The sequence below is a fragment of the Dyella sp. ASV21 genome, from assembly GCF_016428975.1.
Classification (GTDB): domain Bacteria; phylum Pseudomonadota; class Gammaproteobacteria; order Xanthomonadales; family Rhodanobacteraceae; genus Dyella.
Map to the genome: position 1 here is coordinate 1 of NZ_JAELTT010000033.1, position 13,858 is coordinate 13,858.

The following is a 13,858-nucleotide window of genomic DNA, read 5'->3' on the forward strand; positions in this document are numbered from 1 at the left end:
ACTTCGGGGTTGTCCGAGCGGGCGCGTGCCAGGCCGATATCGGTGCCGTGGCCCCAGGGCAGGTAGCGCTCCTGCGGCGAGGTGCCGTACAAGTGGGGGAAATCGGTACGCGATGCCTGGCCGATCTCGCGCAAGGTCATCATGCCCAGGCGGGCACGGCTGCGCTTGGGCAGGGCATGGATGCTGCGCTCGATTTCATGAAACTGCCGGCTCAACTGGCGTCCGCGATTCATGACGATGAGTCGGGTGACGATGCGCATGGCGTGTCCTCGGTCGGGGCCTGGAGTGGCGTCCGCGCCGAGCGTCGCCGGAGGAGGACTTTAGCCCCGACCGGCGAATGCGTGCGCCAAAATGGTCACAAAACGACGCAATGCGTCAGTCGGCGCGTCAAACTATTGACGCGCCGACGGCTCAGGCGTGCAGCTCGCGCCCCAGTCGCTGGCCCACCTTCACCGGCTGCTGCGAGGCAAGGGCGTCCAGTTCAACGGTGCCGTCGGGGAACAGCAGGATCACGGTAGAGCCCATGTTGAAGCGGGCCATTTCGGCGAAGCGCTCCAGGGTGATGTTCTGGCCGACGAAAGACTTGCGGCGGATCGACGAGGCGTAAGGAGGAATCACCAGCCCGTCCCAGACCGTGGCGACGCTGGAGACCAGGATCGCACCCACCATTACCACCACGAACGGGCCATGCTCGCCCTCGAAGTGGCAGACCAGGCGTTCGTTGCGCGCGAACAGGCGCGGAATCGCCTCTACCGCGAAAGGCGCGACGCTGAAGATGCGACCGGGCACATGCACGGTTTCCTTGAGCGTCCCCTTCAGCGGCATGTGCACGCGGTGGTAGTCGCGCGGCGACAGGTAGATGGTGGCAAAGCGACCGTTGCGGTACGGCGCGGCGCTGGCCTCGTCGCCCAGCAGCTCGGCGGCGGTGTACTCCTGGCCCTTGGCCTGGAAGATGCGCCCGTCGACGATCTGGCCGGTCTGGCTGATCTTGCCATCGGCGGGAGAGATCATGGCCTTGGGGTCGGCATCGGCCTGGCGGGCATCGGGGCGCAGCTTGCGCGTAAAGAACGCATTGAAGTGCTGGTAGGCCAGCGGATCGGGCTGCGCGGCCTCGGCCATGTTCACCTGATAGTTGCGCACGATGGTGCTGATCAGGAAATTCTTCCACGGCGTGAACGTCCAGCGCGTGGCCCAGTAGACCACCCGCGACAGGGCGCGGTGCGGCAGGATGTATTGGAGGAATACGTTGAAGGTCATCCGCCAAGTATGAACGAAGCGGGCGATGATTACGCCTGGGTGACAGCCCGGCTCCGGCTATACTTGGCGACCCTCCGACGCCCAGACGCCGCCGTGACCCACGAACTCGCCTCCATCATCGACTTCATCCGCTACGGCGCCAGCCGCTTTTCGGCGGCCGGGCTCACGTTCGGGCATAGCCACGACAACCCGATCGACGAGGCCACCCACCTCGTGCTCGCCAGCCTGCATCTGCCGCCGGATATTCCGCCGGCCTACGGCGCGGGCAAGCTCACCGGCGAGGAGCGCGAGCGCGTGCTGGCGCTGATCGAGCGCCGCGTCAACGAGCGCCTGCCGGTGGCCTACCTGGTGGGCGAAACCTGGTTCGCCGGCCTCAAGTTCAAGAGCGATCGCCGCGCCTTGGTGCCGCGATCGCCCATCGCCGAGCTGATCGAGTCCGGCTTCATGCCCTGGCTGGATCACCGCCATGTCGAGCGCGCGCTGGACCTGTGCACGGGCTCGGGCTGCATCGGTATTGCCATGGCCGAGTACAACCCGTCCTGGCAGGTGGATATCGTGGACATCAGCGATGATGCGCTGTCGCTGGCTCGCGAGAACATCGCCTTCCAGCACGTGGAAGGCCGCGTGGAAGCGATCAAGTCCGACCTGTTCGGCGGCCTCAAGGGGCGTCGCTACGACCTGATCGTGTCCAACCCGCCGTACGTCACCGAAGACGAGTACGCCGCGCTGCCGGGCGAGTACAGCCACGAGCCGAAGCTCGGTCTGACCTCGGGCGAGGACGGCCTGGACATCTGCGTGCGCATGCTCAACGAGGCGGCCGACTACCTTAGCGAGGACGGCTTGCTCATCGTCGAGGTGGGCGAGAGCGAGCACGCCCTCGCAGCGTTGTTCCCGGAAGTGCCCTTCGTGTGGATCGAATTCAAGGTGGGTGCGATGGGCGTGTTCGCCATCGAGCGTCGCGACTTGATCGAGCATGCCGACGCCTTCCGCGCTGAGGCCCAGGTTCGCCAGGGCCGCTGAGCCTGCATGGAGCTGCGTACGCCCCGGCTTCGGCTCGATGCGCTGCATCCGGCCGATGCGGCGGCGCTGTTTGCCTACCGCGCCGACCCGGTCGTGGCGCGCTACCAGGGGTGGGTGCCGGCCTCGCTGGCCGAGGCGGCGCAATTCATCGATGACCTGCCGGCCGAGCCCTTGCCCGGTCGCTGGTTCCAGTGGGCCATCCGCGTGCCTGAGGACGGGCGCCTGATCGGCGACCTCGGCGTCTGTTTGGATGGGCGCCGGCAGGCCACGTTCGGCATCAGCCTGGCGCCTGCGCAGCAGGGGCGCGGCTTGGCGCAGGAGGCGCTGCAAGAGGTGTTGGGCTGGCTGTTCGGGGCGATGGACGTCCATCGCGTGCACGCTTCGGTCGATCCGCGCAACCTGGCCAGCATGGGCTTGCTGGCACGCCTGGGATTGCGCCAAGAGGCACTGCACCGCCAGAGCTATTGGTTTTGCGGTGAGTGGGCGGACGATGCGGTTTTCGCCATGCTCGTCAGCGAATGGCGCGCGCGCGTTGCAAACGGCCCCGTGGCGGCCTGCACGCGCTAAGCTGTGAGGGTTTCCCCGCAGACGACCCGAGTCCCGTGTCCAGTAATTCCTTCGGCAAACTCCTCACTGTCACCACGTTTGGCGAAAGCCACGGTCCGGCTATCGGCTGCGTGATCGATGGTTGCCCGCCGGGCCTGTCGATTTCCGCGGAAGCGTTCCGTGCGGACCTGGACCGTCGCGCCACCGGCAAGAGCCGGCATACCTCGCAGCGTCGCGAGGCGGACGATATCGAGATACTCTCCGGCGTCTATGAGGGCGTCACCACCGGTACGCCGATCGCGCTGCTGATCCGCAACACCGACCAGCGCAGCAAGGACTACGGCGACATCGCCCAGACCTTTCGCCCCGGTCACGCCGACTACAGCTACTGGCAGAAGTACGGTATCCGCGATCCACGTGGCGGCGGACGCTCGTCCGCTCGCGAGACCACCATGCGCGTGGCGGCCGGCGTCATCGCCAAAAAATGGCTCGCCGAGCGCTACGGAGTGCGCGTGCGTGGCTACATGGCGCAGATCGGCGAGATCACGCCCGGTTCGTTCGACTGGGATGTGGTGGAGCAGAACCCGTTTTTCTGGCCGGACGCGCATGAAGTGTCGGTGCTGGAGTCGTACATGGATGCCTTGCGCAAGTCGGGTGATTCGGTAGGCGCGCGGGTCAACGTGGTGGCCGAAGGCGTGCCGCCGGGCTGGGGCGAGCCAATCTACGGCAAGCTCGATGGCGACCTTGCCGCCGCGCTGATGTCCATCAATGCGGTCAAGGGCGTGGAGATCGGTGACGGCTTTGCCGCCGTCAACCAGCATGGCAGCCAGCATCGCGATGAGATGACGATGGACGGCTTTACGTCCAATCATGCCGGCGGCATCCTCGGCGGCATCAGCACCGGGCAGGCCGTGGTGGCCTCGATGGTGCTCAAGCCGACCTCCAGCATCCTCATTCCCGGTCGCAGCGTGAATCTTGCCGGCGAGGCGGTGGAAGTGGTGACCAAGGGTCGTCACGACCCTTGCGTAGGCATTCGCGCCACGCCCATCGCCGAGGCCATGATGGCCCTGGTGCTGATGGATCACGCCCTGCGCCATCGCGCCCAGTGCGGCGATGTGGGCCTCATGGCGCCACGTATTCCCTGAATGTTGTGATGCCCGCCGCCGGCGGCGGGTGGATGAAGAGTCGAAGTACACGCCAATGACCAGCAAGCCGAAAGTATGGGTCGCGCGCCCCCTGTTCCCCGAGGTGCTGGCGCGCCTGGCCCAAGTCGCCGAGGTAACGGCCGAGACCGAAGAACGGCCGCGCAGCCCGGCCGAGCTGAAAGCTCGCCTGGCCGAGGTCGATGCGGCCGTGGTGGGCCTGACCGATCGCGTGGATGCCGCCGCTCTGGAGGGCAACCAGCGCCTCAAGGTGGTGGCGAACCTGGGCGTGGGCCACAACAACCTGGACCTGGACGCGCTGACCCAGGCCGGCGTGCTGGCCTGCAATACGCCCGACGTGCTGACCGAAAGCGTCGCCGATTTCGGCTGGGCGCTGATGCTGGCGGCCGCGCGGCGCATCGGGGCTGCCGAGCGCTGGCTGCGGGCCGGCCACTGGCCGGGCAGCCATATGCGGTTTGACGATTGGCTGGGCCTGGACCTGCACGGGCGTACCCTGGGTATTCTCGGCATGGGCCGGATCGGGCAGGCGGTGGCTCGTCGTGCCGGTGGCTTCGGCATGCCCGTGCTGTATCACAACCGCTCGCGCCTGCCCGCAGCGGTGGAGCAGGAGTGCCGCGCCACGCTGGTGAGCAAGGCGGAACTGCTGGCGCGAGCGGATTTCCTGGTGCTGGTGTTGCCGTTCACCGCGGCCAACCATCATGCCATCGGCGCAGCCGAACTGGCGCAGATGAAGCGCTCGGCGGTACTGGTGAACATCGCCCGGGGCGGTATCGTGGATGACGCCGCCCTGGCGGCGGCCCTGCGCGAGGGCACCATCGCGGCGGCCGGCCTGGATGTGTTCGAGGGCGAGCCGGCCGTGCATCCGGACCTGCTGGTGTTGGACAATGCGGTGCTCAGCCCGCATATCGCCAGCGCCAGCGCCGCTACCCGTCGCGACATGGCCAACCTGGCTATCGACAATGTCATCGCGGCACTGGGTTACGGCGAGTCGGCCGGAAGGCCGCCCACGCCGCTCAATCCGGCCGTGTTTGACCGCTGGGCGATACGTAAAGCGTGATGACATTCACGGCGATGCGCATCGCAGGTTGTTTTGCGCGCCGCCCCGGCTAGATTTCCGCGATGCGGAGATCGGCACCGCCGGGACGGTTTTCCGATTCCTCCTACCTGATACCGGGACATGAGCAAGAAGAGCAGTTACAAGGTGGCAATGGTTGGCGCGACAGGCGCCGTGGGTGAAACGCTGCTGGCGATCCTGGCCGAGCGCGAGTTTCCGGTGAGCGAGCTGGTGCCGCTGGCGAGCGAACGTTCGGCGGGCGAGAAAATCACCTTTGGCGACAAACAGATCACCGTGCAGAACCTTGCCGACTACGATTTCGACGGCGTCGACATCGCGTTCTTCTCGGCGGGCGGTTCGGTGAGCCGCGAGCACGCGCCGCGTGCGGCGGCCGCAGGCGCGGTGGTCATCGATAACACCTCCGAATTCCGCTACCAGGACGACATTCCGCTGGTGGTGAGCGAGGTCAACCCGCACGCCATTGCCGAGTACACCACGCGCGGCATCATCGCCAACCCCAACTGCTCCACCATGCAGATGCTGGTGGCGCTGGCGCCGATCCATCGCGCGGCAGGCATCGAGCGCATCAACGTGGCGACCTACCAGTCGGTGTCCGGCGCCGGTCGCAGCGGCATGGAGGAACTTGGCCAGCAAACCGCGGCCATGCTGAGCTTCCAGGAAGTGGAGCCCAAGAAGTTCCCCAAGCAGATCGCCTTCAACGTGATTCCCCACATCGACGAATTCCTTGCCAATGGCTACACCAAGGAAGAAATGAAGATGGTGTGGGAGACCCGCAAGATCCTCGAGGACGACACCATCCAAGTGAATCCCACGGCGGTGCGTGTGCCGGTGTTCTATGGCCACTCCGAAGCGGTGCACGTGGAAACCCGCGAAAAGCTCAGCGCCGAACAGGCGCGCGAGTTGCTGGAGCGCGCCGATGGCGTGGTAGTTATCGACGAGCGCAAGGCGGGCGGCTACCCGACGCCGGTAGGCGATGCAGCCGGCAAGGACGAAGTATTCGTGGGTCGCATTCGCGAAGACATCTCGCATGAGCGGGGCCTGGACATGTGGATCGTCTCGGACAACATCCGCAAGGGTGCGGCCCTCAATGCCGTGCAGATCGCCGAGCTGTTGATCGAGGATTACCTCTGATGAAACATGTGTTGTCCGGACTGGTGTGCGGTTTGTTGGCGATAGCCTCGCCGCTCCGGGCAGCACAGGTGGCGGCCCCTTCCAGCAGCAAGAGCGGCCAGCCCGCCAGGCTGGAGGGCGCCATCGCCCAGGAGCAGGCCAAGGTGCGACAGTTGCAAGGCGACGTGGGTCGGGAAGAGGGCAAATCCCAGCAGGCCGACGACAAGCTGAAAAAGCAGGACCAGGCCATTGCCGAGCTGCAGCGGCAACTGGAGGCGCTGAAGAAGGCGCCGCAGGGAAGCGGCCACCCCTGAGCGGGTGGTTCCAGGGCGTTTTCCTACCCAAGAACAAACTGCAGCAAGATGTCGTAAGCATCGGTCGGTACTATTGTTGATCGGCCTGTACCTAACTAAAGTGGCCCCTCGTTCCAGGAGCTGTTGCCTTAGCGGCAGCCAACAAGAAACGCCATGGGGTCGTCCGGGGGAATACACGATGAATCGTTCGTTGAAGCTGTCGATATGGCTGGCGCTTGCCCTGGGCAGCACTCAGGCGGCCGCACTGGAGCTGGGCCAGATCCAGGTGAAGTCGGCGCTGGGGCAGCCGCTGATTGCCGAGATCCCGGTCAACCCTGATAGCCCGGCCGAGCTGCGCAATCTCAGTGCGCGCCTGGCTTCCGCCAGTGATGCCGCGCAGGCCGGTGTCGCAGCAGGTCCGAACATTCCGCTGCAGTTCTCCGTGGTGGATGCCGGCAACGGCAAGAAAGTCATCCGCATCACCAGCACCGCGCCGGTGAACGATCCCTACCTGGACCTGCTGGTCGAGGTGAATAACGCGACCGGCAAGAATCTGCGCGAATTTACCATACTGCTCGATCCGCCCAGCAGCACAGCCGCCGCGCCTGTCAGCACCCCGTCGCCGGCACCGGCGCATGCACAGACTCAGGCGCGCGCATCGCAGGCCCCGGCCGCCGTGTCGGCACAGCCGCCCGCACCGGCTCCGGCTCCTGCTCCTGCTCCCGCTCCCGCTCCGAAGCCCTCCAGGCCGGCGGCGGTGCCGCGCGTGGCTGCCAACGGCACCTTTGGTCCGGTCGAGCGTGGCGAGACGCTGTCGTCCATCGCGCACCAGACCGCGCCGGAGGGCGTGGACGTCAACCAGATGCTGCTGGCCCTCAAGCAGGCCAATCCTGATGCCTTCTACCGCGACAACATCAATGCGCTGAAGACAGGCGCCGTACTGCACGTGCCTTCGCGTGAGGATGCGCAATCGGTGGCCGTGGCCGCCGCCTTGGCCCAAGTGCGCAAGCAGAATGGTGATTGGCGTTCGGGCGTCGCCCGCACGCCCACCGTCGTGGCCGATGCCGGTACCCGCGCCAACGCGTCGTCTGCGCCGACCACCGCCGGCCCGGCGGGCGATCATCTTGCCCTGGTTCCGGCCAAGGAAGGTTCCGACAACGCTGCCGGTCGTGGCAGCAAGGGCGACAAGGCCGAGAAGAACATGGCCGCGCTGCACCAGGATCTGCTGCGCAGCCAGGAATCGTTGACCAGCTTGCAGAAGCAGGGCGACGAGCTGAAGTCGCGCCTGAAGGATCTGGAAGACATCAACAGCAAGAACGAGCGCCTGCTGTCGCTCAAGGACAACGAAATCGCTGACCTGCAGCGCAAGCTGGCCGAGGCCCGCAAGACGGCCGGTCAGCCGGCCTTGGCCGCAGCGAGCAGCGCCCCGGCCAAGGCCGAGGCCGCCAAGCCGGAAGCCAGCAAGCCCGAAACGGCCAAGCCGGCCGTCGAGGAAGTGGTCGCCACGCCGGCACCGGCAGCCAGTGCAGCGGCCGCCGCTGCGGCGACGCCGGCCGAGCCGGCGCACGCCAGCACGGTTGCGATGGCCAAGCCGGCGCCGGTCTCGCCAGCGGTCAAGCCGGTCGCCAAGCCGGCCGCACCGGTGACGGACGAAGAACCCTGGTACATGCAGACCTGGGCCTGGGGTGCCGGCGCGGGTGCGGCCGTACTGCTGCTCCTGCTCGGCCTGCGCAGCCGCAGCCGCAAGCCGGTGGCTGCCGTGGCCGCTGCTTCCGGCAGCTCCCTTGCCGATCGCTTCGGCACCATGCCGACGCTGTCGGAAGACGGTATCGACCTGGATCAGGACGAACTGCTCGACCAACTGGCGGAGCATCCCGATGACATCGGCCTGCACCTGGAACTGGTCAGCCTGTATTACAGCCGCCGCGACGTGGAGCATTTCGAAGCCGCCGCCGAGGCCATGCACGCCCACGTCAGCGACGTGAACCAGCCGGAATGGCTGGATGTTGTCCACATGGGCGAGGACCTGGTCCCGGAGCACCCGCTGTTCGCCGCCGCCTCGGGCGCGGCCGCCCAGGTGTACGCACCGACCGATGACGAAAAGGACGCGCTGCATCATTTTGACCTGGGCAGCTATGCGGTCGATCATCAAGGGAGCGAGCTGCCGCCGATTCCGTCGCCCCCGCCCGCGCAGCATCATAAAGTCAGCGAGTACCACTTCGACTTTGACCTGACGCCGCGTCCGGCGACGTCGGGCGCCGCTAGCCAGGCGGACTCCCACGCCGACGCCGAGCCCGGCGCCACCACCAATGGCGAGGAGCTGCCCCCGCTGTCCTGGCAGTTCTTTGACCGGGAGGACGAGCTGGCGGTCGAGAAGTCGGCGCACGAAGCCCATCACGAAAGCCAGCAAGAGGCCCACCAAGAAACCCATCACGAGCCGGTGGCCGAGGCGGTGCATACGGCACACGAAAGCGATCTGGCTCCCGTGCACGGATCCGATCACGAGTGGGGTCAGTTTAGCGATGACCCGGTCGATACCAAGCTCGACCTGGCGCGCGCCTACCTCGACATGGGTGATCCGGATGGCGCCCAGGCGATGCTCGAGGAAGTGCTGCACGAAGGCACGCAGATGCAGCAGGATGCCGCCAAGCGCCTGCTCGACAGCATTCGCTGATCGCTCGCGCTTTGCGCTACACCCACTCGGGCCGGCCTTGCCGGCCCGAGTTCATTTAGGGTTGGGGTGGCCGCTGCTGCTACTCTTTGCGCTTCCATTTTTCCTGCAGCAGTTCTTCCATGCGAATCGCCTTGGGCGTCGAATACGACGGCACTGAATTCTCCGGCTGGCAGCGACTGAGTCACGGCAACACCGTGCAGGGCGTGCTGGAGCAGGCGTTGTCGTTCGTGGCTGCGCATCCGGTGGAAGTGACCTGTGCCGGCCGCACCGATGCCGGCGTGCATGGGCTTTGCCAGGTCGTGCATTTCGATACCGAGGTGCAGCGCGATATGCGTGGCTGGGTGCTGGGCACCTGTTCCAACCTGCCGGCAAGCGTGGCTGTGTTGTGGGCGCAACCGGTGGATCAGGCGTTTCACGCGCGTTTTTCCGCGCGCAGCCGGCGCTATCGTTATCGCATCCTCAATCGCACGGTGCGTGCCGCGCTGGATGCCCACTATGTCACCTGGGAGCGTCATCCCTTGGACGCCGGGCGCATGCATGAGGCCGCGCAGGCGTTGGTCGGCGAACATGATTTCAGCGCCTTTCGTGCGATGTCCTGCCAGGCCGCGCACGCGCGCCGCGAAGTGCTCGCGGTGAGTGCGCGGCGCGAAAACGAACACGTCGTTGTCGAGATCGAAGCCAACGCGTTTCTGCATCATATGGTGCGCAACATCGTCGGTTCGCTGCTGCCCATCGGACGTGGTGAACAGCCCGTGGCGTGGATGGCCGAACTGCTGGCCGGCCGCAGCCGCGAGGTCGCCGGTCCTACCGCGCTCGCCTCGGGCCTGACGTTTCTCGGGCCGCGCTACGAGGCGCATTGGGGCCTGCCGGCGGAGGTGAGCCAATGACGCGAATCAAGTGCTGCGGCATGACGCGCGTGGAAGACGCCGTGATGGCCGCTCAACGGGGTGCCGACGCCATCGGCCTGGTTTTCACCGCGCGCAGCAAACGTCGCGTGTCGCCCGAACAGGCGCGTGCCATCGTGGAGGCGTTGCCGCCCCTGGTGAGTACGGTGGCATTGTTCATGGACGATGAGGCGATCTGGGTGCAGGAGGTGATCGATGCGATCCAGCCCGATCTGCTGCAGTTCCACGGCGCCGAAGCAGATGCGTGGTGCGCGCAATTCGGTCGTCGTTATCTCAAGGCCATTGCCATGGGCGAGGGCGCTGCCGCCTTGTCGCGTCTGCGCGAGTACCCGCGTGCGGCGGGCCTGTTGCTGGATGGACACGGTCTCGGTGAGGCTGGTGGCAGCGGCAAGGCTTTCGACTGGCACCTGATGCCGGCCGATGTTCGGCAGCCCTTGATGCTTGCCGGTGGCCTCACCCCGGACAACGTGGCGGAGGCTATTCGCGTAGCGCGTCCGTGGGCGGTGGATGTGGCCAGTGGCGTGGAGTCCGCGCCGGGCATCAAGGACCCGCAGAAGCTCGCCGCGTTCATCGAGGCCGTGCGCCACGCGGGCTGAGCTCGCTTATGCGTGCCGCGTTGCGCCTATGCGACGTGTTTTCCACAGGGAATGTGGATGTGACCGGGAAAAGCCTGTGGATAGGTGGTCTATCTCATTGACGCGTCGACGTTACTGACGCGGTGATGCGCAATTGCGCAGCGGCGTCATCGCCGCGCACCAGCGTGCGGTGCAAACGGCGGGGAATATCGCTATGGCGTTGGTGCAACGCTGCGTGCGAACGCATTCTTCAGCCATGTCGCAAGCGCGTTGGATCGCTCTGCCGTCGCGCGGGCGGGTGTGGCCAGCACCCACTGCGCGGCAGTGTCCTGGAAGCCCCAGGGCGCTACCAGGCGGCCGGATGCCAGGTCATCGGCGACCAGTGGCTCGGGGGCGATTGCCATGCCACGCCCGGCCACGGCCGCTTCGATCAGGTGGTAAAGGTGTGGATAGCCCTGGCCCAGTTGCAGCTTGGCGGGCGCAATGCCGGTGCTTTGCGCCCAGCGTGTCCAGGCCTGTGGTCGCGACACGGTATGCAGCAGCGCTTGGCGCGTCACCGCCTGGGGCCGGCTGCGTACGAGGTGCAACTCCTTGGCCAGGCTGGGGCTCACGACCGGTCCCACCCGTTCATTGGCCAATGGCTGGACACGCCAGCCGCCAGGCCACGGCGCTTCTCCCGCAAGTACGGCGGCATCGAGCCCGCCGAGCGCCTCGTCGAACGGTGCCTCCTGCGGGCGCAGGTGCAGGTCGAGGTCGGGCAGGTCCGCCATCAGGCGTTCCAGTCGCGGAATCATCCAGCGGGCGAGCAGGCTCACCGGACAGCCCAGCACGAATGGAGCGTGCGCCTGTTCGACACGCAGCAGGTCGCAGGCCTCGCGCAATTGTCCAAAGGCGGCGCCGCTGGCGTCGCGCAGCCGCTGTCCTGCGGGGGTGAGCGCCAGTCCGCGTCCCTGGCGCTGGAACAGCGGCGTGCCCAGCTCCTCTTCCAGTGCGCGAATGTGTCGGCTCACCGCGCCGTGGGTGACGTGCAGTTCGTTGGCCGCCTGACTCACACTGCCCAGGCGGGCAACGGCTTCGAACGCATGCAGGGCATTGAGCGAGGGCAGTGGGCGGGGCATGGTATATGTGAGTTTTCCTGACAGGTGATGGCCATCATATCGCTTTTGGGAAAGGCGCCTTTGGGGTAGGGTGGCGAATGCATCCCACGCCTCCCCGCGAGTGCCATTCATGAGCAAAATCACCGATTTCAGCGTCTATCCCGACGAGCACGGCCGTTTCGGCAATTACGGTGGCAGCTATGTCGCCGAAACGCTGATGGCACCCTTGGCCGAGCTGACCGAGGCGTATCTGCGCCTGCGCGAAGACCCCGCGTTCCTGGCCGAGTTGGACCGTGACCTGAAGTACTACGTCGGCCGACCCAGTCCGATCTACCACGCCGAGCGCCTGTCCCAGCATGTGGGCGGCGCGCGTATCCTGCTCAAGCGCGAAGACCTCAATCACACCGGTGCGCACAAGATCAACAACACCATCGGTCAGGCGCTGGTGGCCAAGCGCATGGGCAAGCCGCGCATCATCGCCGAGACCGGTGCAGGCCAGCACGGCGTGGCCAGCGCCACGGTGGCGGCGCGCTTTGGCCTCAAGTGCGTGGTGTACATGGGCGCGGTGGATATCGAGCGCCAGAAGATCAACGTGTATCGCATGAAGCTGCTCGGCGCCGAAGTGGTGCCGGTCACCTCCGGCTCCAAGACGCTCAAGGACGCGCTCAACGAGGCGATGCGCGACTGGGTCACCAACGTGGCCGATACCTTCTACATCATCGGCACGGTGGCGGGCCCGCATCCGTATCCGCTGATGGTGCGCGACTTCAATGCCATCGTGGGCCGCGAAGCGCGTGTGCAGATGCAGGAGCAGTTTGGTCGCCTGCCGGATGTCATCACCGCCTGCGTTGGCGGTGGTTCCAACGCCATCGGCCTGTTCCACGCGTTCCTCAATGATGCGAGCGTGCGCATGGTCGGCGCCGAGGCAGCGGGTGAGGGCATCGGCACGGGGCATCATGCAGCGTCGCTGGCGGCGGGGCGCCCTGGCGTGCTGCATGGCAATCGCACCTATGTGCTGTGCGACGACAACGGGCAGATCACCGAAACGCATTCGGTTTCGGCGGGCCTGGATTATCCGGGCGTCGGTCCGGAACACGCGTTCCTCAAGGACGCCGGTCGCGCCGAATACGTTGGCGTTACCGACGAGGAGGCGCTGGAGGCGTTTCACTTGCTGGCGCGTACCGAAGGCATTCTCGCGGCGCTCGAATCCAGCCATGCGGTGGCGCAAGCGATCAAGCTGGCGCGCGAGTATCCCAAGGATGGCCTAGTGCTGTGCAACCTCTCCGGTCGCGGGGATAAGGACGTACACACGATTGCCGCCCGCGAAGGAGTGCAGGTATGAACCGCATCGATCGCCGTTTTGCACAGCTCAAGAGTGCCGGCCGCACGGGCCTGATTCCCTTCGTTACCGCAGGCGATCCCGCGCCGGCACACACCGTGGCGCTGATGCATGCGCTGGTCGCGGCCGGTGCCGACGTGATCGAGTTGGGGGTGCCGTTTTCCGACCCCATGGCCGATGGCCCGGTGATCCAGCATGCCAGCGAGCGTGCCATCGCCAAGGGCATCGGCCTGGGAGACGTGCTGCGTTGGGTGGCCGAGTTCCGCCAGCACGACGCGGACACGCCGATCGTGCTGATGGGTTACCTCAACCCGGTGGAAATCCACGGTTATGCCCGTTTCGCCACCGAGGCCGTACAGGCCGGGGTGGATGGCGTGTTGCTGGTGGATTGTCCGCTGGAGGAGTCCGCTGTATTGCAGCCATTGCGCGACGCGGGGCTGCAGCAGATCCTGCTGGCGGCGCCCACGACCGCACCCGAGCGTATGGTGCAGTTGTGCGGGTCGGCGCAGGGTTTCCTGTACTATGTCTCGTTCGCCGGCATCACGGGCGCGGCACGTTTGAGCACCGGCGACATCGCCGGGCGCGTGGCCGAGATCCGTGCGAAGTCGAAGGCACCGGTGGCCGTGGGGTTCGGCGTGCGCGATGCGCAGTCGGCCAAGGCCATCGCCGACTTCGCCGATGCGGTGGTGATCGGCAGTGCATTGGTAGAGCGATTGGCCGGGGCGGATGATGTGCAAGACGTCACCGCGCGGGCGACCGCATTCCTGGCGCCGATACGCGCTGTGCTGGATGCGCATTGAGACA

Annotated in this window: 13 protein-coding genes and 1 pseudogene; 11 read left to right on the forward strand and 3 right to left on the reverse strand. The window is 66.3% G+C overall.

Annotation, left to right across the window (positions count from 1 at the left end; genetic code table 11):
* Together JHD67_RS12430 and asd are read right to left on the reverse strand one after the other, a co-directional pair.
* A pseudogene (locus tag JHD67_RS12430) lies at positions 1 to 260 on the reverse strand (hypothetical protein); the annotation flags it as partial.
* A gap of 151 nt (positions 261 to 411) precedes the next feature.
* Entirely contained in the window at positions 412 to 1,257 is an 846-nt protein-coding gene (gene asd / locus JHD67_RS12435; protein WP_199099501.1) for an archaetidylserine decarboxylase, read from the reverse strand.
* Positions 1,258 to 1,350: 93 nt separating this feature from the next.
* On the opposite strand from asd, the gene prmB reads away from it, so the two are divergent.
* From prmB to JHD67_RS12480, 9 genes are all read left to right on the forward strand, one after another.
* A complete protein-coding gene (prmB, locus tag JHD67_RS12440; protein ID WP_199099502.1) occupies positions 1,351 to 2,277 on the forward strand; it encodes a 50S ribosomal protein L3 N(5)-glutamine methyltransferase in 927 nt (308 codons plus the stop codon).
* Between the two features lie 6 nt (positions 2,278 to 2,283).
* A complete protein-coding gene (locus JHD67_RS12445) occupies positions 2,284 to 2,844 on the forward strand; it encodes a GNAT family protein (RefSeq protein ID WP_199099503.1) in 561 nt (186 codons plus the stop codon).
* A 35-nt stretch (positions 2,845 to 2,879) separates the two neighbouring features.
* Positions 2,880 to 3,968: a chorismate synthase gene (gene aroC, locus JHD67_RS12450; protein WP_199099504.1), complete on the forward strand. Its 1,089-nt coding sequence runs from the start codon at positions 2,880 to 2,882 to the stop codon at positions 3,966 to 3,968.
* A 55-nt stretch (positions 3,969 to 4,023) separates the two neighbouring features.
* A complete protein-coding gene (locus tag JHD67_RS12455; protein ID WP_199099505.1) occupies positions 4,024 to 5,043 on the forward strand; it encodes a D-glycerate dehydrogenase in 1,020 nt (339 codons plus the stop codon).
* A 120-nt stretch (positions 5,044 to 5,163) separates the two neighbouring features.
* The gene (locus JHD67_RS12460) at positions 5,164 to 6,192 is read left to right on the forward strand and encodes an aspartate-semialdehyde dehydrogenase (protein WP_199099506.1); all 1,029 of its coding nucleotides are present in this window, start codon (positions 5,164 to 5,166) and stop codon (positions 6,190 to 6,192) included.
* Positions 6,192 to 6,485, forward strand: a complete 294-nt coding sequence (locus tag JHD67_RS12465) for a hypothetical protein (protein WP_199099507.1) — start codon at positions 6,192 to 6,194, stop codon at positions 6,483 to 6,485. Before JHD67_RS12460 ends, JHD67_RS12465 begins: the two co-directional genes overlap by 1 nt.
* 178 nt (positions 6,486 to 6,663) lie before the next feature.
* Positions 6,664 to 9,138, forward strand: a complete 2,475-nt coding sequence (locus JHD67_RS12470) for a FimV/HubP family polar landmark protein (protein ID WP_199099508.1) — start codon at positions 6,664 to 6,666, stop codon at positions 9,136 to 9,138.
* A gap of 119 nt (positions 9,139 to 9,257) precedes the next feature.
* On the forward strand, positions 9,258 to 10,025 hold the full coding sequence (truA, locus tag JHD67_RS12475; RefSeq protein WP_199099509.1) for a tRNA pseudouridine(38-40) synthase TruA: 768 nt from the start codon (positions 9,258 to 9,260) through the stop codon (positions 10,023 to 10,025).
* Positions 10,022 to 10,639, forward strand: coding sequence for a phosphoribosylanthranilate isomerase (locus JHD67_RS12480; protein WP_199099510.1), 618 nt, complete (start codon positions 10,022 to 10,024; stop codon positions 10,637 to 10,639). The genes truA and JHD67_RS12480 overlap by 4 nt, the downstream gene beginning before the upstream one ends.
* Positions 10,640 to 10,830: 191 nt before the next feature.
* On the opposite strand, the gene JHD67_RS12485 is transcribed toward JHD67_RS12480, so the two are convergent.
* A complete protein-coding gene (locus JHD67_RS12485) occupies positions 10,831 to 11,736 on the reverse strand; it encodes a LysR family transcriptional regulator (RefSeq protein ID WP_199099511.1) in 906 nt (301 codons plus the stop codon).
* 109 nt (positions 11,737 to 11,845) lie between these two features.
* Between JHD67_RS12485 and trpB the strand changes: the two genes are divergently transcribed.
* Positions 11,846 to 13,057: a tryptophan synthase subunit beta gene (gene trpB, locus JHD67_RS12490; protein WP_199099512.1), complete on the forward strand. Its 1,212-nt coding sequence runs from the start codon at positions 11,846 to 11,848 to the stop codon at positions 13,055 to 13,057.
* A complete protein-coding gene (gene trpA / locus JHD67_RS12495; protein WP_199099513.1) occupies positions 13,054 to 13,854 on the forward strand; it encodes a tryptophan synthase subunit alpha in 801 nt (266 codons plus the stop codon). The genes trpB and trpA overlap by 4 nt, the downstream gene beginning before the upstream one ends.
* The last annotated feature ends 4 nt before the right edge of the window (positions 13,855 to 13,858 follow it).